Below are 22,630 nucleotides of genomic sequence, written 5' to 3'. Positions count from 1 at the left end.
CTTCCCTTTTCTACGCTCCCCCATGGCTGCCGCATCGCGCGACTTGCAGGGGCTGCTTGCCGGCCTCGACCCCACGGCCGATGTGGCGCAGCGCCACATCTGGCTCATCAACCTCTTCGACTGGCTGCGCGGCGACCGTGCCTCGCCGCAGGCGGCCATCGGCCGTGTGCAACTGCTGCTCGACGCCGTCGAGGCACGCCCCGAGCTGTGCGAACGGCTGCGCGCCTGGTGGCGCGCGTTCACGCAGGCGGTCGACCTCACGGCGCTGCTGGCCGACTATGGCTTTGCGCCGCGCACCGCCTTCCTGAGCGAGTTCGGCGAGCGCATGCGCCGCAAGATATTGCCGGGCACGCCCGAGACCACCGACGCCTCGGACCTGTTCCGGCTGGTGCTGCCGGGCGTGTTCGACGCCGGCTGGATCGCGCTGCTCGACGACACCCAGCTCGCGCGCATCGGCGCGCTGCTGGCCGACGCCGCGCCCGCGCACGACGGCTCGCCGCGCTGGCGTCACACGGTGATGGACGCCGTCACCTACTGCTGCAGCCAGGTGGTGGCGACGGGGTTTTCGCCCGAGCTGCGGCTGCGCATCAGCCCCGAAGCGGGCGAGGCGCGCCCTTTTCATGCGCTCATGTCCGACCTCGACGCACTGCGCGAGCAGATGTTTGTGCAGCCGCGCAATGAAGACGCCCTGCAGGCGGCCTTCGTAGCGTTTCGCGACCGGCTCGACGCCTGCCGCTCCAGCGCCTCGTCGGTCTACACGCACCTGGAGGACAACGGCATCTCGGTCGGCCTGGTGTTCCGGCTGCGCCAACTGCGCGAGCGCGTGCTGCGCATCCGCGAGCTGCTCGACTGCCTGATATCGCCCGTGCCCGGGCCGAGCATGGCGCGGCTGGTCGGCAAGCTGGTGCTGGCGGGCGGGGAGCGCAACAGCATCCGCGCGCTGATCGCCTCCAACTCGTCGATGCTCGCGGCCAAGGTGACCGAGCGCAGCGCCGAGACCGGCGAGCACTACATCACCCGCGACCGCCGCAGCTACCTGCAGATGATCAAGCAGGCCGCTGGCGGCGGCGCCTTCACGGCGCTGACGGTGCTGGCCAAGTTCGGCATCTACGCGCTGGCACTGTCGGCCTTCTGGAGCGGGCTGGCCTCGGGCCTCATGTATGCGGCCAGCTTCGTCGCGATCCAGCTGCTGCACCTCACGCTGGCCACCAAGCAGCCGGCCATGACCGCGCCCGCCATGGCGGCGCGGCTGCGCGACATCAAGTCGGACGGGGCCGTGGACCAGTTCGTCGACGAAGTGGCCAACCTCGTGCGCTCGCAGGTGGCGGCCGTGCTGGGCAACGTGCTGCTGGTGGTGCCGGCGGTGGGCCTGCTGGTGTGGGGCTGCCAGGCCGCGCTGGGCCGGCCGCTGCTCGACGCGGCCCATGCCGCGGCCACGCTGCACGGGCTGTCGCTGCTGGGACCGACCGTGCTTTTTGCGGCATTCACCGGCATCCTGCTGTTTTCGTCCAGCATCATCGCCGGATGGACAGAAAACGCCTTTGTCCTGCATCGCCTGGACTCCGCCATGCGTTACAACCCTCGCATCGGCGCCTTTCTCGGTGCCGCCCGGGCCCGTCGCTGGGCCGCCTTCATGCGCACACACATCTCAGGCTTCGCCTCCAACATCTCGCTGGGACTCATGCTCGGACTGCTGCCTGCGTTCGCGAGCTTCTTCGGGCTCGGGCTGGATGTGCGCCATGTCACGCTGTCGGCCGGCCAGATTGCGGCCGCGGCAGCATCCATCGGGTTGCCGGCACTGCACCAGCCGGCCCTGTGGTGGGCGGTTGCGGCGATCCCGGTGATCGGCGCGCTCAATGTGAGCGTGAGTTTTTATTTCGCTTTCCGGCTGGCGCTGCGCGCGCACAGCGTGAGCCTCGGTGACCGCGCCCGCATCCGCAGCGCGATCTGGGCCCGCTGGCGCAGCCGGCCGGTGAGCTTCTTCCTGCCTACATGAACCTGACCGAATTCATCGCCGAACTCCAGGGCTTCTGGGCCGAATGGGCGCGCCCCTCGGCCGGCCTGCCCACCGTGCTCTGGGCCCTTCTGGTGGCCGTCGCCGCCGCCTCCGGTCACCTGGTGCAGCGCTACCTGGGAATGCCGAAGGTCATCGGCTATTCGGTGGTGGGCGCGGTGGTGGGTTTTGCGGGCTTCGAGGGCGCGATCTGGCCGCTGCGCGGCATCAGCCTGTTCCTGCTGGAGCTGGGTGCGGCCGTGGTGCTGTTCGAGGCAGGCGGGCGGTTGCCGCTGCGCTGGTTCCGCCACAACCCGATGGTGCTGGTGCAGAGCCTGCTCGAAGCGACGCTGACCTACTTCGGCGTGTACTGGATCTTGATTCTTCTGGGCCTGCCCGACCCGGTGGCCAACCCCATCGCGCTGATGGCGATCGTCGCCTCACCGGCCGTGCTCAGCCGCGTGATCATGGACACCCGCGCCGCCGGCCCGGTGACCGAGCGCGCCATGACGCTGGCCACGCTCAACACTTTCTACGCGCTCACGCTGGGCTATGCGCAGGCCGGCCTGATCGAGCGCGCGCCGCAGTCGCTGATGCTCAAGCTCTACCCGGTGGCGGTGGTGCTCGGCATGTCGTTCGTGGTCGGCGCGATCATGGCGCTGGCGCTGCGCTCGGCGCTGCGCGTGATGAGCCCGAACAGCGAGAACACGTCGATCCTGCTGCTGGCGATCATCGCGGCGGGCGCGGCGCTCACGGCCCACATCGGCGGCTCTGCGCCGCTGGCGGCGCTCATCGGTGGCGTGCTGCTCAAGACGCTCAACCCCAAGCCCTGGGCCTGGCAACGCCAGCTCGGCACCGCCTCCTCGCTGCTCACCATGCTGATGTTCGTGCTGGTGTCGATGGTCGCGGCCCAGGCCGACTGGACCCTGCCCGTGGCCAGCGTCGTGCTGGCCGTGATCGGCGTGCGCCTGGTCACCAAGATCTCGGGCGTGGCCATTGCCAACCCGGGCAGCGGCGCCAGCTGGAAGCAGGCCTTCTGGGTCGGCTGCGCGATGACGCCGCTGTCGTCGATCGCCCTGCTGATCGCCTCCAATTTCGCATCGGCCTCGCCGCTCCTGGGCACCATGATCACGCAGGTCGCCCTGCCCTCGATTCTGCTGATGGAAGTGCTGGGCGCCGTGCTCGCCACCGTGGCGATCCACGCCGTGGGCGAGAGTTCGGTCCCCTGGACGCCGCAGGCCTTCAGCACCACGGAAGACACGCAGCGATGAGCAGCAACAGCAACTCCACCCTTCCCCCGATCGATCCGGACAGCGACGACGTGCGCTCCGCGCCGCTGCCCGCCGATCCGGCGAGCCGCGCCGTCAAGCTCGAGCCCTTCAACAAGTCGGAAGCGCTGTCGCTCGGCGTGGAGCTCGAGCTGCAGCTCGTCAACACGCACGACTACGACCTCGCGCCGTATGCCGAAGACATGCTGCGCCTGATGGCGCAGACGCCGCTGCCCGGCAGCGTGGTGCCCGAGATGACGTCGAGCATGATCGAGATCTCGACCGACATCTGCCATTCGGCGCAGGACGTGATCACGCAGCTGTCGCCGATCCGCGAGGCGCTCATCAAGAACGCCGACAAGCTCAACATCGCGGTGGTCGGCGGCGGCACGCATGCGTTCCAGCAGTGGCACGAGCGGCGCATCTACGACAAGCCGCGCTTTCGCGAGCTGTCGGAGCTGTACGGTTACCTGAGCAAGCAGTTCACCATCTTCGGCCAGCACGTGCACATCGGCTGCCCCGACGCCGACTCGGCCTTGCTGATGCTGCACCGCATGTCGCGCTACATCCCGCACTTCATTGCGCTGTCGGCCTCGTCGCCGTTCGTGCAGGGGCAGGACACGCAGTTCGACTCGGCGCGCCTGAATTCGGTGTTCGCCTTTCCGCTCTCGGGCCGCGCGCCCTTCACCACGAGCTGGAAGGAATTCGAGGCCTACTTCGAGCGCATGACCCGCACCGGCGTCGTGCGCAGCATGAAAGACTTCTACTGGGACATCCGTCCCAAGCCCGAGTTCGGCACCATCGAGATCCGCGTGTTCGACACGCCGCTCACCATCGAGCGCGCCGCCGCGCTCGCGGGCTACGTGCAGTCGCTGGCCGCGTGGTTCCTGCAGGAGCAGCCCTTCGAGCCCTGCGAAGACGACTACCTCGTCTACACCTACAACCGTTTCCAGGCCTGCCGCTTCGGGCTCGATGCGGTGTATGTCGACCCGGCCAGCGGCCAGCACATGCCGCTGCGCGACCACATCCTGATGACCATGACCCAGCTCGAATGGCACAGCGAGGCGCTCAACGCCACGCAGGCGCTGGGCGAGCTGCGCACCAGCGTGGAGGCCAACCGCAACGACGCGCGCTGGCTGCGCGAGAAGCAGGGCAAGGAACGGCTGCTGGCGGAAGTCGTGCGGCAAGCCTCGCTGCGCTTTCGCGGCGCGGCCTGAGCCCGTCGGTCAGGCCGTCACCGCCTCCTGCGAGAACTGCCGGCGGTACACCGTCGGCGACACCTTGAATGCCGTGGCGAAGTGCTTGCGCAGCAGCACGGCCGAGCCGAAGCCTGCATCGGCCGCCACGCGCTCCACGGAGCGGTCTGTCGTTTCGAGCAGCCGCTGCGCCAGCGCCAGGCGCTGGTTCTGCAGCCACTGGCCGACCGTCGTGCCCGTCGATTCGCGAAAGCGCCGCGTGAAGGTGCGCCGGCTCATGAGCGCGCGCTTGGCGAGCTCATCGAGTTCATGCGGCGTCTGCAGATGCCGCCCCAGCCATTCGAGCAGCGGCGTGAGCCGGTCGCGTTCGGCCGCCGCCGGCATGGGCTGCTGGATGTACTGCGCCTGACCGCCCTGCCGGTGCGGCGCGACGACCATGCGCCGCGCGGCGCGGTTCGCGGTCTCGGCGCCGTAACGCACGCGCAGCAGATGCAGGCAGCAGTCGATGCCCGCGGCCGTGCCCGCCGAAGTGAGCACATCGCCGTCGTCCACGTACAGCACCTCGGGCTGCAGAACGACCTGCGGGTACTGTTTGGCAAAAGCCGCGGCCAGGTGCCAGTGCGTGGTGGCGGGGCGCCCGTCGAGCAGGCCGGCCTCGGCCAGCACGAAGGCGCCCAGGCACAGCCCGACCACGGTGGCGCCGCGCCGGTGCGCCGCCTGCAGCGCACGGATGAGCGCGGGCGGCGCGGGCCGGCCGTCGTCGCGCCATGACGGCACCACCACGATCTGCGCGCGGCGGATCGCCTCCAGGCCGTGCGGCACCCCGAGCGTGAAGCCCGCGTTGGTGGCGAGCGGCCCGGGCTCGGGCGCGCAGACCTGCACGCGAAAGCGCGGCGCGCCGGTGTCGGTGCGGTCTTCGCCGAACACCATGCAGGGCACGGAGAGGTGGAAGGGGCTGATGCCGTCGAAGGCCACGACGGCAATGGTTTCGGCAGCAGATTGACGCATGGCCCGATCTTATCGATGAATGGCTTTCGGGCCACTGTCGCAAAACCCGCGGTGCATGAAGAATCGAGCCATTCCACACACGACAACCACCACCGAAGGAGAGACCCCATGAGCCAATCCGCACCGCGCCGCGCCCTCGTCGTCATCGACGTGCAGAACGAATACTTCGAAGGCGGCGGCCTGCCGATCGAATACCCGCCGGTCGAGAGCTCGCTGCCGAAGATCGCGCAGGCCATGGACGCAGCCCGTGCGGCCGGCGTGCCGGTGGTGGTGGTGCAGCACCACGCCCCGAAGGGCGCACCGATCTTCCAGGCCGACAACTTCTACGGCCAGCTGCACCCCGAGATCGCCCAGCGCCCGCGTGACCACCTGGTCACCAAGGCCTTCCCGAGCGTCTTCACCGGCACCGACTTCGCCGACTGGCTCGCGCGCCACGAAATCGACACGCTGAGCGTGACCGGCTACATGACGCAGAACTGCGACGCCTCCACCGTGTTCGAAGCCATGCACCGCGGACTGAACGTGGAGTTCCTGTCGGACGCCACCGGCGCGCTGCCTTACGAGAATGCGGCCGGCCGCGTGAGTGCCGAGGAAATCCACCGCGTCTTCAGCGTCGTGTTCCACAGCAACTTCGCGGCTGTGGCAACGACCGAAGCCTGGATTGCGGCGCTGAAGAGCGGCGCGGCGATCGAGAAGGACAACGTGGTCATGTCCAACCGCCGCGCGCGCGGCGTCTGAACTTCACAAGAGGTCAGGCTAAGTTCAGCGGCTGCAGCACGGGCTTCCAGCGCTCCACCGCGATCTTCTTGAAGCCGCGGCCGTTGGGGTGCAGCTCGTTGGCCCAGTCGCTCGGGCCCAGCGTGCCCCGGCTGTCCACCACGTGCAGATGCTGCGGGTCGCCCTTGGCGATGTTCAACAGCATGCCGTGGAAACCGTCGATGAGATGGTCGACACAAGGCTTGAACAGCTCGGGCACCACGCCCGCGTCGACCAGTGCCGGGCGCAGCCAGCCTTCGCGCCCGAACAGCGCCTCGCCGGTGGGCGGGGCGTAGTCATAGCTGTGCATGACGATGTGGCAGTCGACGCTCGTGCGGGTGTAGATGAGGCCGATGAGCGCGCGGTACTGCTCGTCCATCTCGACAAGGAACTGGTCGAAGCCGCCCGTGCCGTTGCGAAAGCACTGCGCGGCCAGCGTCTCGGCGGAGCAGTCGGTCTTGAGCAGCGGGCGCAGGTCGTTGAAGCCTGCGAAGTCGTTGCCGCCGCCGCTGATGAACACCGCCGACAGCGTCGGGCCGTACAGGCGCAATGACTCGCGCACGGCGTTGCGGTACTTGCCGTCGACGTAGTCGTGCGTTTCCGCGCCGTTCATGCCCTTGGCCAGAATCACATGGCCGCGCGCGCCGACCACATCGCCCAGGTAGTTCAGCAGGCAGCCGCCCGGCAGCGGGTACCAGAACCACGAATCGCCGAACGCGAGGATCGTCGCGGTGCCGTGCGGGCCCATCTGCATCTTGGTCTCGTCCCAGTAGACAGCCATGGCGAACTCCTCGTTGTCGGTGTATCGGGCGCCATGGTTCTCGCAAGCGCCGCGAGGCGCCATCCCTCGTTCGCGGTAGACCCTGCTCAGCCGCCCAGCCGCAGCGACTGCACCAGCAACACCAGTTCGGCCTGCCGGTGGCAGTCGGTCTTGCGCATCACGTTGCGCAGGTGGCTGCGCGCCGTGTGCTCGGAGCAGTGCTGCGCGGCGGCAAAGTCCTTCACGGTCTTGCCGCTCGCGATAAGCAGCGCGAGCCGCGCCTCGGTCGGGCTCAGGCCGAGCAGGCTTTCCATCTGCCGCGGATCGGTGGCGGCAGCCTCGGCCGGATGGGCGAAGACCACGAGCGCGCGGTGGCGCTGGCGCAGCACGGCCAGCGGGTGCGAGGGTTTCAGCGGCAGCACGGTGATGCGGACCACGCCGCCCGCCACGGGCAGGTGCAGCACGCCGGCCCGCGCACCGCCGGACGCGGCACAGGCCTCGCGCACCCGCTGTTCGAAGGCCGACTGCAACGCCGGCGACGCGAGCCGCAGGCGCCCCTGCGCGCTGTCGAACAGGCCGCCGCGGCCTGCGCACGCGGTCGCGCGGGCATTCAGGTGGTCGATGCGGCAGGCCTCGTCGAGCACGGCGATGCCCTGCGGCAGCGCGTCGAGCGCCGACAGCCCGGTCGCCGCGTGCTCACCCAGTTGCGCCATGCGGGCGCGCAGCTCGCTGGCGCGCACGAGGTGCGGCGACAAGCGCCGGCAGAAGGCCTCGCTCTCGGGGCCGTAGGGCGCCTCGGCGCGGGGGCGGATGAACCCGAGCACTTCGCGCGTGTCATCGTCGGTGCGCAGCCCCATGGCAAGCGTGTGGCGCAGGCCGAGCGGCGCGAGCCAGTCGACATAGATCGGGCTGCGCGACAACGCACGCGCGCCGAAGTAGGTGTGGTCGGTCACCGGTGTGCCCAGCGGGGCCTTCACCGGCATCTGCATGCGGATGTCGTCGCGCGCATGGTGCAGTTCGTACTCGCGCACCTTGTCGGGCGGGCTCTCCAGGTTGGCGAGCCCCGCGCCCACCACCGAGAAGTCGGCGCGCCGCACCGTGAGCGTGTGGAAGCAGGCGGCGCCGAGCGTTTCGCGCATGGCATCGAGCGCGTCGTACCAGTCGCCGGGACAGGTGATCCCGTCGTACAGCAAGGCCACGACCTTGTCGGTGTCTGCCTCAGCGGACACGCCTCCCTGCACGATGGCTGTCATGGCGACCTCCTCCCTGTTTGGACTTTCGGCGTATCCGTTTGCTGCACGGTATTACAAAATGCTTCCAGTGTCAGCCCCCATTTCCCGTGGGCGCCGCGGCGAGCGGCCCCCGCGCCAGATCGTTATGCTCTCGCACCCATGGGTGAATTCGACCTGATCACACGCTATTTCAAACGTCCCGCCACGCGCTCGCCGCTGGGCGTGGGCGACGACTGCGCCTTGCTCGCGCCGGCCGCGGGCATGCAGCTCGCCGTGTCCTCCGACATGCTGGTGGAGGGGCGGCACTTTCTGTCGACCGTGGAGCCGGCCCGGCTCGGCTACAAGGCGCTGGCCGTGAACCTCAGCGACCTGGCCGCCTGCGGCGCGAAGCCGCTGGCCTTCACGCTCGCGCTGGCACTGCCCGGCGTGGACGAGCCCTGGCTCGAAGGTTTTTCGCGCGGCCTGTTCGCGCTGGCCGACGCCCATGGCTGCGAGCTGGTGGGCGGCGACACCACGCGCGGCCCGCTCAACATCTGCATCACCGTGTTCGGCGAAGTGCCGGCCGGCGCCGCGCTGCTGCGCTCGGGCGCGCGCGCGGGCGACGACCTGTGGGTGAGCGGCTCGCTCGGCGATGCGCGGCTGGCGCTCGAGGTGTTCCGCGGCACGCTGAGCCTGCCCGCCGACGCCTTCGCGCAAGCGCGCACGCGCATGGAACAGCCCACGCCGCGCGTGGCGCTGGGCCAAGCACTGCGCGGCATCGCGACGTCGGCGGTGGACGTGAGCGACGGCCTCATCGGCGACCTCGGCCACATCCTCGCGTCGAGCCGCGTGGGCGCCACGCTCGACGCCGATGCAACCACCGCGCTGATCGCGGTCGACACCACCGGCCTGCCCGCCGAGGCGCTGCGCACCTGCGCGCTCTCGGGCGGCGACGACTACGAGCTGGTGTTCACCGCGCCGGCCTCGGCATGCGATGCGGTCCTGCAGGCCGGCGTGAACAGCGCCACGCGCGTGACGCGCATCGGCCGCATCGAGGCGGACGCGGGGCTGCGCATCGTCGATGCGGGCGGCGCGCCGGTGTCACAGCGCTTCGGCTCGTTCGATCACTTCGTCTGATCAGGAGCCGCGCATCACCGCGCGCATCTTGTCCTGCGCGGCGTTGATGGCAGCCGACTGTTTGCCCAGTTGCTGCGCCATCTTGTTGAGCTCCGCCGCCACCGCCGGATCGGTCACGGTGAGCGTGGCGCCGGAGACCTGAAGCTTCGACTTGTTCTTCTCCATGAAATCGGCGATGGCCAACGCACTGTCGAAGACGGCGTCGACCGGAGGGAACACCTCCTTGAACGTGGTCGCGGGCGTGGTCACGGTCTTCTCGTAGGCCTTGGCATAGACCTGCTTCAGGTCGTCGGGCTGCTTGAGTTGCGCGCGCGCCGCATCGGCCTTGGCCAACTGCTGGTCGAGCGCGGTGCGCAAGCCGCCCAGGCCCTCCTTGGCGGCCTTGAGATCGTCACGGCGTGCCGGCAGGTCGGCCATCGAGCGCAGCGCGCCCTTGGCCATGATCTGCGTCATCGGCTTGCTCACCGACTGGTTCATGCCTTCGTTGAAATCGGTGATCACCGCGTAGTGCTGCGCGTAGTCGCCGAACGAGGCTTTCTCTTCGGCGGTGGGTGTAGGCACGCGCAAGCCGGGCTTGTCGAGCACACGGGTCTGCAGATAGGTGATGAAGGCGGTGCGCTGTTCGGCCTCCTTGTTGCCGCAGGCGACGAGCAGCATCGACAGCATCAGGCCGAATGCAAGGCACAGCCATGCGGAAGAGAAACGGGATCGGGTTGTTGTTGTCATGGGCACCTGCTTTCACACGAAAAAAGAAGGCAGAAGGATAGTCCTCCCAACCGTGCGCGCCCACGGCTACTGCAGGCTCTGCTTCAACGCCTCGATGAACGCCCGCGCCGCCGCCGACAGCGAATGGCCGCGCTTGGTGACGATCGAAATGTCGCGCGCCACGCGCGGCGCGCTGAGCACCTTCACCACGAGCACCGGGTTCTTCTCGGCGCGCGCAAAGGCCGACGGCATGATCGACGCGCCCATGCCGGCCGCCGTCATCCACAGCGCCGTGGACAGGAACGACACCTCGTTCACCACGTCGAGCGTCACGCCGGCTTCTGCCGCCGTGCCGTCGATCAGCGGGCGCACGCCGTAGCCGGGGCGCACGGTGATGACCGGGTGGCGCCCCAGGTCCGACCAGCGCACCACGCGCGCCTTGGCCAGCGGATGGTCGGTGCGGCACACCACCGCGAGGTGGTCACGCAGGAGCCGCTGCACCTCGACCTCGGGGCCGGGCCGCTCGGGCGTGCCGATGCCGAAGTCGACGTGCTCGCCGAGGATGCGCGACAGGAACTGGTCGGGCGCGCAGTCGTTCACCAGCAGGCGAACTTTCGGGTGCTGTTCGCCGAAGACGCGCAGCGCATCGGGCAATAAAAACCCTGCCAGCGTGGGCGTGATGGCGAGCGTCACGCGGCCGCGTTCCAGCGTGGCGAGTTCGCGGAAATCGGCCGACAGCGAATCGACGTCGCGCAGCACGCGCTCGACGGTGGAAACCATCTGCTCGGCTGCGGCCGTGGGCTTGAGCGAGCGCGTGGTGCGGTCGAACAGGCGCGTGCCCAGGCCTTCTTCGAGCTGGCGGATCAGCATGCTCACGGCCGACTGCGTGACGAACAGCCGCGTGGCCGCCGCGCCGAGCTTGCGCAGCTGGTAGACCGCGAGGAACGCACGCAGCTGGCGCATCGTAGGACTGAAGTTCGTATTCATCAGAAAAATTGAAAAATCATTCGGAATTTCTTGATTTACGAATGAATCCTGCCATCGTTCAATCCCCAATCAAAGCACCGGATTCAAGGAGAGGCCCGAATGACAGCACCCATCGCCCGCGGCATGCGCGCGTTTCGTGAGCGACGCAGGCGATTGCTGTGGGGCGCGGCGGGTTCGCTGCTGCTGGCCGGCCCGGCCCTCGCACAAGCCCCCGCGGGCGACTTCCCCACCAAACCGATCCGCATGGTCGTGACTTTCCCGCCCGGCGGCAGCGCCGACGGCGTGGTGCGCATGCTGGTGCCGCGCTTGAACGAGAAGCTCGGCCAGCAGGTGGTGGTCGACAACCGCCCCGGCGCGGGCGGCAACGTGGGGCTCGCGCTGGTCGCCAAGGCGCCGGGCGATGGCTACACGTTGGGCGTGGGCGCGGCGGGCGCGCTGGCGGCCAACGTGAGCCTGTACCCGCAGATGCCTTTCGATCCGCAGAAAGACCTCAAGCCCGTGGGCATGCTGGCGGCCATTCCCTTCGTGCTGGTCGGCCATCCGTCGGTGGCCGCGAAGACGCAGCGCGAACTCATCGCGCTGGCCAAGGCGAAGCCGGGCACGCTGTCGATCGGCCATGGCGGGAACGGCACGGCCATGCACCTGTCGGCGGCGCTGTTCAACCAGATGGCCGGCACGCGGCTGGTCGAGGTGCCGTACCGCGGCTCGGGCCCGGCGGCGCTCGACGTGCTCGGCGGGCAGATCCCGCTCGCGGTGGTCGACCTGCCGTCGTCGCTGCAGCAGATCCGCGCCGGCAAGCTGATCGCCTTTGCCGTGACCAGCCCGCAGCGCCTGCCGATGCTGCCCGAGGTGCCGACCGTGGCCGAGGCCGGCCTGCCGGGCTACGACTCGACCGGCTGGTTCGGCGTGGTCGCACCGGCCGGCACGCCCGCGCCGGTGGTGGCGCGGCTCAATGCCGAGCTCAACGCCGCGCTCGGCGACGAACAGGTGAAGACCGCGATGCGCGCGCTCGGCGTGGAGCCCGCGCCGGGCTCGGTCGAGGCCTTCGACAGCTACATCCGCGCCGAGACGAAGAAGTGGGCCCAGGTGATCCAGGACGCCCACATCAAGCTCGACTGAACGACAGACACGCCCACAGAGAGACATGACGACGACTGCCGACACCCCGATGCAAGCCGACGTGCTGATCGTCGGCGCCGGCCCCGTGGGCCTCACGCTGGCGATGGACCTGGCCTCGCGCGGCGTGCGCGTGATCCTGTGCGAGACGCGCCGCTTTGCCGAGCCGCCGAACGTGAAGTGCAACCACGTGGCCTCGCGCACCATGGAGCAGTTCCGCCGCCTGGGCGTGGCGCAGCAGCTGCGCGATGCGGGGCTGCCGGCCGACCATCCGAACGACGTGGTGTTCCGCACCACGGTGACGGGCACCGAGCTCACGCGCATTCCGATTCCGTGCCGGCGCGACCGCTACACCGAGACCGAGGGCCCCGATGCGTGGTGGCCCACGCCGGAGCCGCCGCACCGCATCAACCAGATCTACCTCGAACCGATTCTGCTGAAGCACACGGCCGCGCTGCCGGGCGTGACGCTGCTCAACCGCACGCAGTTCGAGCGCTTCACACAGGACGCCGACGGCGTGAGCGCCCTCGCCACCGACATGGACAGCGGCGCCACGCGCAGCATCCGCTGCCGCTACATGGTCGGCTGCGACGGCGGCAGCTCGCCGGTGCGCAAGCAGATCGGCGCGAAGCTCGAAGGCACGGCCGTCATTCAGCGCGTGCAGTCGACCTTCATTCGTGCGCCGCAGCTGCGCGAGCTGATTCCCGGCAAGCCCGCGTGGTCGTACTACGCGATGAACCCGCGCCGCTGCGGCACGATGTTCGCCATCGACGGCCACGAGACCTGGCTGGTGCACAACCACCTGAACGCCGAAGAGCCCGAGTTCGATTCGGTCGATCGCGACACCTCGATCCGCGACATCCTGGGCGTGGGGCCCGACTTCCCCTACGACATCATCAGCAAGGAAGACTGGATCGGCCGGCGCCTCGTGGCCACGCGCTTCCGCGAGGGCCGCGTGTTCCTCGCGGGCGACGCCGCGCACCTGTGGGTGCCCTACGCGGGCTACGGCATGAACGCCGGCATTGCCGACGCGCTCAACCTCTCGTGGCTGCTCGGCGCCTGCGTGCAGGGCTGGGCCGACGAGGCCATCCTCGACGCCTACGAGGCCGAGCGGCTGCCGATCACCGAGCAGGTGTCGCAGTTCGCGATGGACCATGCGCAGAAAATGATCCGCGCGCGCCGCGCCGTGCCGCCCGACATCGAGGCGCCCGGCCCCGCAGGCGACGCACAGCGTGCCGACATCGGCCGCGAGGCCTATGCACTCAACGTGCAGCAGTTCTGCTGTGGCGGGCTCAACTTCGGCTACTTCTACACCGGCTCACCGATCATCGTGCCCGACGGCGAGCACCGTGCGCCGCCGTACTCGATGGGCGAGTTCACACCCTCCACCGTGCCCGGCTGCCGCGCGCCGCATTTCTGGCTGGCCGACGGGCGCTCGCTGTACGACGCCTTCGGCCCGGGCTACACGCTGCTGCGCTTCGACCGCAGCGTGGACGTGCGCCCGCTGGAGCGCGCGGCCGCCGCGTACCGCATGCCGCTCACGGTGCTCGACATCGAGACCGCGAGCCTGCCCAAGGCCTATGCGCACCGCCTCGTGATGTGCCGCGCCGACCAGCACATCGCGTGGCGTGGCGCGCACCTGCCGGCGGATGTGTACGACCTCGTCGCCACCTTGCGCGGCGAATCGCGACGCGAGCGCGGACGCCGTCGCGCGCTCGCCTGGGAAGGCGTGCTGGCTTAACGCTGGCGCAGCGCCACCGCACGCGACGCCAGCCAGGCCGCGACTGCAGGGGCCAGCGCGAAGACCGTGAACAACCAGATCGCAGCGGAGCGCGCACCCTCCACACCGCCGGGCACCGTGAGCCCCGCAGCATTCGCCACCAGCCCCGCCACAGCCGCACCGACGGCCATGCCGTAGAGCTGCACGGTGGTGATCGACGCCGACGCCAAGCCTTCTTCGCCGCGCGGCGCCAGCGCCATCACGCGCGTCAACAGGTGCGGCCAGCCGATACCCACACCGAAGCCGACGGCCGCCAGCGCGAAGGCCACGAGGGTGGTCTCGACGTTGGCGCCGAGCGCCCCCGGCGTCGGCAGCAGCCACGCAAGCGCCAGCAGGCCTGCTGTGCACACCACCGGCCCGGCGCGCAGCATGCGGTCGGCGCCCGCGCCGTTGCGGCCTGACGAGAGCAGCGAGCCGATGCTCCATCCGCCCGCCATCGCCGCCGTGAGGTAGCCCGCCATGAGCGGCGTGTGGCCATGCAGCAGCTGCAGAAAGTAGGGCACGAAGATCTCGGTGGTGGTGCCGATGAGCAGCAGCGCCACGCTCGCGTAGATGGCGCCCAGCGGCGTGCCGAGCGCATAGGCGCCGCTCGGCAACAGGCGCACGGCGCCGGCGCGGCGGTCGATGCGGGTGGCGGCGAAACCGATCGCCAGGCCCAGCGCCACGCCCACGGCCTGCCCCGCGAGGCCAGGCCAGAAGCCGCTGGCGGCAATCACCAGCACCGACAGCGCCAGCAGCGCGATCTGCGGCGCCGGCACGCGCGGCAGCTGTGCCGGCCGGTCATGCCGGATGCCCGCCGCGGGACGCAGCTGCACCGTCACCAGCAGGGCCTGCGCCGCCGCCACCGGCAGCAGCGCCCAGAAGGCCCAGCGCCAGTGGCCGGCCTGCGCGAACAGCCCGCCCACGGCCGGCCCGCACAGCGTGGCCACGCCCCACATGCCCGACACCAGGGCCACCGCGCGCGGCCAGAGCCGGGGTTCGAACACGCGCTGGATCAGCCCGTAGCTCAGCGCCCCCAGCAGGCCGCCGCCCAGGCCCTGCACCGTGCGCCCCGTGAGCAGCCACGGCATGGCCGGCGCCAGCGCGCAGCCCACCGAGCCGGCGGTGAACACAGCCAGTGCCACGAGGCAGGCGCCGCGCGGCCCGCGCGCAGCCAGCAGCCGCACCGAGAGCGTGGCGCCGAGGATCGAGCCGACCACGAACAAGGTCGTGCTCCAGGCGTACCAGTCGAGCCCGCCGATCTCGCGCACCACCGAGGGCAGCACGGTGGTCACGATGTGGACGTTGACCGCGTGCAGCGCGACGCCGCCGGTCAGCGCCAGCGCGCGCCAGCCGTTGCGCCCGCTGAACAGGTCGCGCCACGCGGCAGTGGGTGGCGGCGCGCCAACGGCGGCAGCGTCGAGAGAGGATGAGGAAGACGACATGGGAACGAAGGAGAACGCAAAAGGAGCCTGGATACTAGGCGGCGCCCCTCAATTAAACAAGCTATTGCTTTGATAAATAGAAACTTCGGCGCGCAGGCGTAGAGCGGGATGCGCGACACTTCAAGACCGATGCACGCTGCCTCTTCCTCCTCTTCTTCTTCGATGGATTCCTCTCCCGCTACCGGCGCCCTGCCCCGTCCCCCGATGCGTCGCCCCACCCTGCACTTCCTGCTCTCGCACCCCGCGCACTTCATCGCGCTGGGCTTCGGCTCGGGGTTGTCGCCCTTCGCGCCCGGCACCGTGGGCACGCTGTGGGCCTGGGCCGCCTTCGTGGTGATGCAGCTGTGGTTCACGCCCGCGACCATCGGCTGGATCATCCTGGCCGGCCTGCCGATCGGCTGGTGGGCCTGCACGGTGGCTGCGCGGAACATGAACGTGTCCGACCCCGGCGCCATCGTGTGGGACGAAATCGTCGCCTTCTGGCTCGTGCTCTGGCTGGTGACGCCGGCCGGCCTGTGGGCGCAGGTCGTGGCCTTTGCGCTGTTCCGTTATTTCGACGCCGCCAAGCCCGGCCCGGTGGGCTGGGCCGACGCCGTCTTCAAGCCGCGCGACCCCGCGCGCGTGCAGTGGTGGCGCGCCGGCTTCGGCATTCTTCTGGACGACCTGGTGGCGGCCTTCTGCACGCTGCTGGTCATTGCGCTGTGGCGCGCATGGTGAACCCGATGGAACCCTCCGCTTCCTCTGCATTGGCCGAACAGGACACCCCCGCGCTCGTCGCGACGCTGGCCGAGCGGCTGCAGGCCCTGGGCTGGATGATGGCCACCGCCGAAAGCTGCACCGGCGGCCTGATCGCCGGCGCCTGCACCGACCTCGCAGGCTCCAGCGTGTGGTTCGAGCGCGGCTTCGTCACGTATTCGAACGCCGCCAAGACTGAGATGCTGGGCGTGGACGCCGCACTCATCGACGCCCACGGCGCGGTCAGCGAACCCGTGGCGCGCGCGATGGCCGAGGGCGCCATTGCCCGCGGCGCACCGGCGCGCGCGGCCGTGGCCGTGACCGGCGTGGCCGGCCCGGCGGGCGGCTCGCCCGACAAGCCCGTGGGCACCGTGTGGTTCGGCTGGTCGGTCAACGGGCAGGTGCGCACCGAGCGCCGCCGCTTCGACGGCGACCGTGCCACGGTGCGCGCGGCCACGGTGCACTACGCGCTGCAGACGCTGATCCAGCTGCTGCCGCGCTGATTCCGCCACATCCGGCGATGATCCGACACCACCACCGCGAGGCCCCATGACCGCAGCCACCCACGCCCCGACCATCGAGCGCTTCTACAGCGCGTTCTCGCAACTCGACGCCGCCACCATGGCCGCCTGCTACGCACCCGACGCGGTGTTCGACGACGAGGCGTTTTCGCTGCGCGGCCAGCGCGAGATCGGCGGCATGTGGCGCATGCTCTGCGACGCCACCAAGGCCAAGGGCGCCGACGTGTGGCGCCTGAGCTGGCGCGACGTGCAGGCCGACGGCCGCACGGGCAGCGCGCACTGGGACGCCCACTACCGCTTCAGCGCCACCGGCCGGCTGGTCGACAACAGCATCGACGCGCGCTTCACCTTCACGCCCGACGGCCTGATCGCCACGCACCGCGACCGCTTTCCGTTCTGGACCTGGTCGCGCCAGGCACTGGGCACGCCGGGCCTGCTGCTGGGCTGGACGCCGATGCTGCGCAACAAGGTGCGCGCCACGGCCGCCGCCAACCTTGCCACTTTTCTTGCACGCCAACCCTCATGACCACCACTTCGACCGCACTCACCTTCACCAACAACGAAGCGCAGCACCGCTACGAGGCTGCGCTCGACGGCAAGCTCGCGGCCTATGCCGAGTACAACCTGCTGACCGACGCGATCCTGTTCACGCACACCGAGGTGCTGCCCGAGCATGAAGGCAAGGGCGTGGGCTCGGGCATTGCGAGGCACGTGCTCGACGAGGCGCGCGCCAACGGGCGGCATGTGATTCCGGTGTGCCAGTTCATCGCGGGCTACATCCGCAAGCACCGCGAGTACGCCGACCTCGTCCGGCCGGACATTCAACGCGCCTTCAAGATCTGACGGAGGCCGCCTTCGGCGCGGGCAGCCACGCGAAGGCTGCAATGCCGACGACCAGCAGCACGGCAATGACCGCCAGCACAGCGGTCAGCGGATCGCCGCCATGCGCCGCAGCCACCGAGGCCGCCACGCCCGTGCCCCACTGCATGAACGCGACGCCCAGGAACATCGCCATGGTGAAGACCGCCATCGCGCGGCCGGTGAGCGCGGCCGGGTAGGCCACGCGCACGTCGGCGTACTGCCAGACGATGAAGCCCGAGAGCACGCCGATGAGCACCATGCCCGCGATGTCGAGCCATGCGGAATGCAGCACGGCGATGAGCGCGAACAGGCCGGCGTAGACGAGGCCGCAGGCCACGATCCAGCGGCGGCGCGCGGCACCGTCGCGGTCGAAGCGGCCGAACAGCGGTGCGCCGAACAACGAGATCACCGACACCACGAGCGCGACGTTGCCGCTTTGCACCAGCGAGTAGCCGTGGCGCTCCATCATCAGCGGGCCCAGCCACAGCCCGCGCAGCGAGATGAAAGCCGCATACGTCACCGCGCCCAGCACCATGATGCCGAGCGTGTGCGGCATCGCGAACAGCGCGCCGAACTGGCGCACCGCGGCGGGAATCGACTCCTTCTTCTGCGGCACCGCCGATGCGGGCTCGTGCACCCAGCGCCAGATCGCGAGCCAGGCCAATGCAGACGCCAAGGCGAGCACCAGGAAGCCCGCACGCCACGAGTACGCCTGCACCAACCACGCCAGCGGCGTGCCGGTGGCGAGCATGCCCAGGCCGCCGATGGCCAGCACCATGCCCGACACGGTGGCGAAACGCGCCGCCGGAAAGTGCCGTGCGATGAACACCGTGCACACCAGGAAGGCCGGCGCGCAGCCGATGCCGATGAGTGCCTGCCCGGCCACCAGCACGAGGTAGCTCGACGACATGGCCGACAGCAGTGCGCCCGCGATCGCGACGGGAAAGGCCACGAGTACGGTGCGGCGCACGCCGTGCAGGTCGATGCCGATGCCCATGAAGAGCTGCATCGCGCCGAACGCAAAGTGAAAAGCCCCCGAGAAGATGCCGAGGGCTTGGGCCGAAAGGTGAAAGTCCGCTTGAAGCGGGCTTGCCATGATTGCGCCGACGGTGCGGAAGGCCTGGCTCAGCGCGACCCCTGCGCAGAGCGCGAGGACCATGACCCATGCCGCCTGCGGCGTCAGGGGTTGCGCGGCAGAGCGCTGCACCGGCGCGACGGCACTCATGCCGGGACTATCGCGAACAAAGGCGAGCTCATGCGCCGTGGCACTTCTTGTACTTTTTTCCACTGCCGCAAGGGCACGGGTCGTTGCGGCCGGGTTCGGCTTCCTTGCGGATCGTCTCGACCTTCGGGCCCAGGCTCTTCCAGAGCTGGCGCAGGTCGTACACCGCCCAGATCGCGGCGCCGAAATCGTCCAGGCGCTGCTGGCTCACGCTCGGTGGGCCGTTCTCGTCGTACATCGACAGCGTGGGCTTGGCGGTGTCGTCCTCGGTCAGCGCGACGAGGTTGTCGAGCGCGTCGTCGAGCATCTGCGCGGCTTCCTTGTCGCGCGGGGCGGCCCAGTCTTCGGGCCAATTTTCGACCGCGTACATGAAGCCGAGCGCCCAGACCTGGGCGAACGAGGGAATTTCTTCGCCGGCCATTTCGGCACGCTCTTCCTCGGGCAGCGAGGCGATGGCGCCGCGCGTGTCGAGCACTTCGGGCTGCCAGCTGCGCTCGTCTTCGAGCGATTCGACCGGAGCGTCGAGGCCTTCCTCGATCTCGCGCCAGCGGCGCTTCCAGTTCCAGACGAACTCCATGTGCTGGGCCGGCACGAAGTTGTCGCCCAGCAGCACGGGCCAGTATTCGGTGGGGTCGATGGGGCGGCGCGTGCAGATCAGCGCGGCCATGAAGCCTTCGCAGAACTCCCACTGGGGAATTTCCTCGTCGTGCTCGCGCATGGCGTCGAGCGCGGTGTCGAGGGCGTCGAAGTCGTCGGGGCCCAGGGGTTGTGAAGGGGTGGCCGGGGCGGTGTCAGGGGTATCGGGGGTGTCTGGAGTGGTCGTCATGGCAAGCGTCATGGCAGGTTGGGAGCAGCCCTCTATGATGCAGCAGGCTCCTGCCGACATCTGATGACTATGCCCACGATTATTCCGTTTCCCGCACGCTACAGCGCGTTCGCCCTGTGCGTGCTCGGTCTGGTCGCCTGCCTGGCGATGGTTCTGGCCTCTCCGCACCTGTGGCTTGCCTGGATCGGCGTGGCCGTTTTCGCGGTGCTCACGGGCACCGGCGTGCACGACCTGCGCCAGCCGCGCCACGCCATTTTGCGCAACTACCCGGTCATCGGGCACCTGCGCTTTCTGCTCGAATTCATCCGCCCCGAGATCCGCCAGTACTTCATCGAAAGCGATGCCGAGGCCGCGCCGTTCTCGCGCGCCCAGCGCTCGCTGGTGTACCAGCGCGCCAAGGGCGAGCCCGACAACCGGCCCTTCGGCACGCAGCTGAACGTGTCGGCCGCGGGCTACGAGTGGATCAACCACTCGATGCAGCCCACCAAGCTGGCGAACCACGATTTCCGCATCGTGATCGGCGGGACGCCACAGTCGGCCGATGCGAACCTGGCGCAGGTCTGTACCCAGCCTTACAGCGCGAGCGTGTTCAATATCTCGGCGATGAGCTTCGGCGCCTTGTCGGCCAACGCCATCCTCGCGCTCAACCAAGGCGCCAAGATGGGCGGCTTTGCGCACGACACCGGCGAGGGCTCGATCTCGCAGCACCACCGCGTGCACGGCGGTGACCTGATCTGGGAAATCGGCTCGGGCTACTTCGGCTGCCGCAACGACGACGGCAGCTTCAACGCCGAGCGCTTCACCGCCAATGCACGCGACCCGCAGGTGAAGATGATCGAGATCAAGCTGAGCCAGGGCGCCAAGCCGGGCCACGGCGGCGTGCTGCCTGCGCCCAAGGTCACGGCCGAGATCGCGGCGGCGCGCGGCGTGCCGGTGGGCGTGGACTGCATCTCGCCCGCGTCGCACAGCGCGTTCTCCACGCCGACGGAGATGATGCATTTCATCGCGAAGCTGCGCGAGCTGTCGGGCGGCAAGCCGACCGGTTTCAAGTTCTGCCTGGGCCATCCGTGGGAATGGTTCGGCATCGTCAAGGCGATGCAGGCCACCGGCATCACGCCCGACTTCATCGTGGTCGACGGTGCCGAGGGCGGCACGGGCGCGGCACCGGTCGAGTTCAGCGACCACGTGGGCGCGCCGCTGCAGGAAGGCCTGCTGCTGGTGCACAACACGCTCATCGGCGTGAACCTGCGCCACCGCATCAAGATCGGCTGCGCGGCCAAGGTGATCACCGCCTTCGACGTGGCCCGCATGATGGCGCTGGGCGCCGACTGGTGCAACGCGGCGCGCGGTTTCATGATGGCGCTGGGCTGCATCCAGGCGCAGAGCTGCCACACCGGCCACTGCCCCACCGGCGTGACCACGCAGGACCCGGTGCGCCAGCAGGCGCTGGTGGTGCCGACCAAGGCCGACCGCGTGCGCAACTTTCACCGCAGCACGCTGCATGCGCTGCAGGAGCTGGTGCAGGCTGCCGGCCTGGACCATCCGCAGCAGATCACCGCGCACCACATCGTGCGCCGCATCTCCGACACCGAGGTGCGCCTGTTGAGCAACCTGGTGATGCAGGTGCAGCCCGGCGCGCTGCTCGGGCCGCTCGACAACCAGCACACCGTGTTCCGCACCTACTGGCCGCTGGCCAGTGCACAGAGTTTCCAGCCCCTGACGCAGGGCCCGCACGGGCTGCTGGCGCCGGGCTTCGCCATGGCCGCATGAATCCACTGAGACGAGGAGGCGCCGCGACGCGCCTGTACAGCCAACGGGGCGCCGCATCGGCGCCCGCGCCGCTTGACGACGCCCCGGGCTCGACGCCCTCAGCGCCCGGCGACTACGCCGAGTTCCTGCGCGTCACGCTGCCCAGGCAGGCCAAGAACGTGGCCAGCCACCGTTTCGGCAGCGAACGCGTCTGGCTCAAGAAGGCCGGCCCACGCCACGGCAAATGGGGCTACCGCGTGATGGCGCTGGCCGCCCGGCTCGCCGGCCTCGACGTGATCAAGCCCGTGCCCAACCCGGGCGGCGAGGCCGCCATCGCCACCGAGGCCCGCCGCCTGAAGCAACTGGCCGCCGCAGGTTTGCGCGTGCCCGTGGTGCTGGCGCAGCAGGCCGACGGCCTGTTGATTTCCGACCTCGGCGCAAGCGGCCGTGCCACCGTGGTGCTGCAGGAGCGCATCGACCAGGCCGCCGCCGCCGGCCCGGCCGCCCTGCTCGCCGTGTGGCGCGAGGGCCTGGCCGCCATCGCCGCCGTGCACCTGTGCGGCCAGCACCTGAGCCAGGCCTTCGACCGCAACCTCGTGCAGTGCCCCGACGGCGTGATCGGGTATATCGATTTCGAAGACGACCCCTCCGAGGTCATGACCCTGGCCGAATGCCAGGCCCGCGACTGGCTGAGCTACCTGCACTCCACGGCCATGATGCTCGAGGCCGCCGCGCCACAGGCCGCGGGGCAGCACTGGCATGCGGCACTGAGCGGCGTGAACGAGGAAGTGCGCGAGCGCATCGCGAACGCGGCGCGGCGCATGAAATGGGCGCAGAAGCTGCCGGCCAGCCGGCGGTGGGGGCGGGATACGCAGCGCGTGCGGGCCGTCGCGCGGTTGCTGGGGCAGTGGTACGAGGTGAACAAGGCCTGAGACGGATCGGCGTGGCCTATGCCAGCGCCGCCCGCACCGCCACGCCCTGCAGCGCCAGCCGCTTCTTCATCGACAGCACGGCCTTGTCCTTGCTGTACAGCTGGGCTCCATGCGCGACAGACAGATCGATGAACACCTGGTCGTCCGGATCGCTGCACACGCACGGCGCACGCGCCGGCACCTCGGTCACCAGCTGCACGCGCGCATCGAAATCGGCGAGCACGACGGGGATCGTCAGTTCGCGCTGCGCCATGCGCCGGGCGATCAGCGGGTAGCCGAGCACGCGTTCCAGTTCGTTGCGCATCGCGGGCGTGGCCAGCCAGCGCAGCGCGCCACGCGCGAGGTCGTCGACCAACGGCGCCCAGGCGGGGTCTTCGAAGACCAGCAGGTCGAGGGCGATGTTGGTGTCGATGACGACAAGGTCGGGGGCGGGCAAGGTCATG

22 protein-coding genes are annotated in these 22,630 nt (G+C 69.6%); 13 read left to right on the top strand and 9 right to left on the bottom strand.

The genetic code is table 11. The features are described from left to right. The first annotated feature begins 22 nt into the window (after window positions 1-22). From CY658_RS00400 to CY658_RS00390, 3 genes are read left to right on the top strand one after another with little or no spacing between them, the layout of a single operon-like run. Window positions 23-1,996: a site-specific recombinase gene (locus CY658_RS00400; protein WP_101488385.1), complete on the top strand. Its 1,974-nt coding sequence runs from the start codon at window positions 23-25 to the stop codon at window positions 1,994-1,996. Then, the gene (locus CY658_RS00395; RefSeq protein WP_101488384.1) at window positions 1,993-3,264 is read left to right on the top strand and encodes a cation:proton antiporter; all 1,272 of its coding nucleotides are present in this window, start codon (window positions 1,993-1,995) and stop codon (window positions 3,262-3,264) included. The genes CY658_RS00400 and CY658_RS00395 overlap by 4 nt, the downstream gene beginning before the upstream one ends. Beyond that, window positions 3,261-4,478, top strand: a complete 1,218-nt coding sequence (locus CY658_RS00390; RefSeq protein ID WP_101488383.1) for a YbdK family carboxylate-amine ligase — start codon at window positions 3,261-3,263, stop codon at window positions 4,476-4,478. The genes CY658_RS00395 and CY658_RS00390 overlap by 4 nt, the downstream gene beginning before the upstream one ends. A gap of 9 nt (window positions 4,479-4,487) precedes the next feature. Here the strand turns inward: CY658_RS00390 and CY658_RS00385 are convergent, their stop codons facing one another. Then, complete coding sequence (locus CY658_RS00385) at window positions 4,488-5,465, bottom strand: GlxA family transcriptional regulator (protein WP_101488382.1); 978 nt, start codon at window positions 5,463-5,465, stop codon at window positions 4,488-4,490. A 108-nt stretch (window positions 5,466-5,573) separates the two neighbouring features. Here CY658_RS00385 and CY658_RS00380 point away from each other — a divergent pair, with 108 nt between their 5' ends. Continuing rightward, complete coding sequence (locus CY658_RS00380; RefSeq protein ID WP_101488381.1) at window positions 5,574-6,203, top strand: isochorismatase family protein; 630 nt, start codon at window positions 5,574-5,576, stop codon at window positions 6,201-6,203. Between the two features lie 13 nt (window positions 6,204-6,216). Here CY658_RS00380 and CY658_RS00375 read toward each other — a convergent pair whose 3' ends face one another. Together CY658_RS00375 and CY658_RS00370 are read right to left on the bottom strand one after the other, a co-directional pair. Continuing rightward, entirely contained in the window at window positions 6,217-7,002 is a 786-nt protein-coding gene (locus CY658_RS00375) for an SGNH/GDSL hydrolase family protein (RefSeq protein ID WP_101490147.1), read from the bottom strand. Window positions 7,003-7,088: 86 nt separating this feature from the next. Then, complete coding sequence (locus tag CY658_RS00370; RefSeq protein WP_101488380.1) at window positions 7,089-8,234, bottom strand: helix-turn-helix transcriptional regulator; 1,146 nt, start codon at window positions 8,232-8,234, stop codon at window positions 7,089-7,091. Between the two features lie 138 nt (window positions 8,235-8,372). On the opposite strand from CY658_RS00370, the gene thiL reads away from it, so the two are divergent. Further along, window positions 8,373-9,329 (top strand): thiamine-phosphate kinase, encoded by a 957-nt coding sequence (gene thiL, locus CY658_RS00365; RefSeq protein WP_101488379.1) that lies wholly within the window; start codon window positions 8,373-8,375, stop codon window positions 9,327-9,329. Here thiL and CY658_RS00360 read toward each other — a convergent pair whose 3' ends face one another. Together CY658_RS00360 and CY658_RS00355 are read right to left on the bottom strand one after the other, a co-directional pair. After that, window positions 9,330-9,995 carry a DUF3053 family protein gene (locus tag CY658_RS00360; protein ID WP_225617116.1) on the bottom strand — a complete coding sequence of 222 codons (666 nt, stop codon included), beginning with the start codon at window positions 9,993-9,995 and terminating at the stop codon, window positions 9,330-9,332. It lies immediately after the preceding gene. A gap of 126 nt (window positions 9,996-10,121) precedes the next feature. After that, window positions 10,122-11,021 (bottom strand): LysR family transcriptional regulator, encoded by a 900-nt coding sequence (locus tag CY658_RS00355; RefSeq protein ID WP_101488377.1) that lies wholly within the window; start codon window positions 11,019-11,021, stop codon window positions 10,122-10,124. Between the two features lie 99 nt (window positions 11,022-11,120). Between CY658_RS00355 and CY658_RS00350 the strand changes: the two genes are divergently transcribed. Then, window positions 11,121-12,140 (top strand): Bug family tripartite tricarboxylate transporter substrate binding protein, encoded by a 1,020-nt coding sequence (locus CY658_RS00350; protein WP_101488376.1) that lies wholly within the window; start codon window positions 11,121-11,123, stop codon window positions 12,138-12,140. Window positions 12,141-12,165: 25 nt separating this feature from the next. Further along, window positions 12,166-13,878: an FAD-dependent oxidoreductase gene (locus tag CY658_RS00345; RefSeq protein ID WP_219589566.1), complete on the top strand. Its 1,713-nt coding sequence runs from the start codon at window positions 12,166-12,168 to the stop codon at window positions 13,876-13,878. Here the strand turns inward: CY658_RS00345 and CY658_RS00340 are convergent. Further along, a complete protein-coding gene (locus CY658_RS00340; protein ID WP_101488375.1) occupies window positions 13,875-15,341 on the bottom strand; it encodes an MFS transporter in 1,467 nt (488 codons plus the stop codon). The two genes, CY658_RS00345 and CY658_RS00340, sit on opposite strands and share 4 nt — an antisense overlap. A gap of 162 nt (window positions 15,342-15,503) precedes the next feature. Between CY658_RS00340 and CY658_RS00335 the strand changes: the two genes are divergently transcribed. Genes CY658_RS00335 through CY658_RS00320 form a run of 4 tightly spaced genes read left to right on the top strand, consistent with a single transcriptional unit; the run spans window position 15,504 to window position 17,440 of the window. Further along, a complete protein-coding gene (locus tag CY658_RS00335) occupies window positions 15,504-16,058 on the top strand; it encodes a phosphatidylglycerophosphatase A family protein (protein WP_374221073.1) in 555 nt (184 codons plus the stop codon). Between the two features lie 5 nt (window positions 16,059-16,063). Further along, window positions 16,064-16,579, top strand: a complete 516-nt coding sequence (locus CY658_RS00330) for a CinA family protein (protein WP_257884580.1) — start codon at window positions 16,064-16,066, stop codon at window positions 16,577-16,579. Window positions 16,580-16,625: 46 nt separating this feature from the next. Further along, window positions 16,626-17,123, top strand: coding sequence for a nuclear transport factor 2 family protein (locus CY658_RS00325; RefSeq protein WP_101488373.1), 498 nt, complete (start codon window positions 16,626-16,628; stop codon window positions 17,121-17,123). Beyond that, the gene (locus CY658_RS00320; protein WP_101488372.1) at window positions 17,120-17,440 is read left to right on the top strand and encodes a GNAT family N-acetyltransferase; all 321 of its coding nucleotides are present in this window, start codon (window positions 17,120-17,122) and stop codon (window positions 17,438-17,440) included. The genes CY658_RS00325 and CY658_RS00320 overlap by 4 nt, the downstream gene beginning before the upstream one ends. Here CY658_RS00320 and CY658_RS00315 read toward each other — a convergent pair. Further along, window positions 17,430-18,617 carry an MFS transporter gene (locus tag CY658_RS00315; RefSeq protein WP_101490144.1) on the bottom strand — a complete coding sequence of 396 codons (1,188 nt, stop codon included), beginning with the start codon at window positions 18,615-18,617 and terminating at the stop codon, window positions 17,430-17,432. The genes CY658_RS00320 and CY658_RS00315 overlap by 11 nt on opposite strands. Before the next feature lie 94 nt (window positions 18,618-18,711). Further along, window positions 18,712-19,506: a YecA/YgfB family protein gene (locus tag CY658_RS00310; RefSeq protein ID WP_101490143.1), complete on the bottom strand. Its 795-nt coding sequence runs from the start codon at window positions 19,504-19,506 to the stop codon at window positions 18,712-18,714. Between the two features lie 69 nt (window positions 19,507-19,575). Here CY658_RS00310 and CY658_RS00305 point away from each other — a divergent pair, with 69 nt between their 5' ends. Together CY658_RS00305 and CY658_RS00300 are read left to right on the top strand one after the other, a co-directional pair. Next, window positions 19,576-21,276: an FMN-binding glutamate synthase family protein gene (locus CY658_RS00305; protein WP_101488371.1), complete on the top strand. Its 1,701-nt coding sequence runs from the start codon at window positions 19,576-19,578 to the stop codon at window positions 21,274-21,276. Beyond that, window positions 21,273-22,187: a hypothetical protein gene (locus CY658_RS00300; protein WP_101488370.1), complete on the top strand. Its 915-nt coding sequence runs from the start codon at window positions 21,273-21,275 to the stop codon at window positions 22,185-22,187. The genes CY658_RS00305 and CY658_RS00300 overlap by 4 nt, the downstream gene beginning before the upstream one ends. A 16-nt stretch (window positions 22,188-22,203) precedes the next feature. Here CY658_RS00300 and CY658_RS00295 read toward each other — a convergent pair whose 3' ends face one another. Beyond that, window positions 22,204-22,629 carry a PIN domain-containing protein gene (locus tag CY658_RS00295; protein WP_101488369.1) on the bottom strand — a complete coding sequence of 142 codons (426 nt, stop codon included), beginning with the start codon at window positions 22,627-22,629 and terminating at the stop codon, window positions 22,204-22,206. Window position 22,630 lies beyond the last annotated feature (1 nt).

This window comes from Variovorax sp. RO1 (assembly GCF_002849325.1).
Classification (GTDB): Bacteria; Pseudomonadota; Gammaproteobacteria; order Burkholderiales; family Burkholderiaceae_C; genus Variovorax.
Note: the sequence above shows the minus strand (reverse complement) of the source record. Positions and strands in the feature narration are given on the sequence as shown.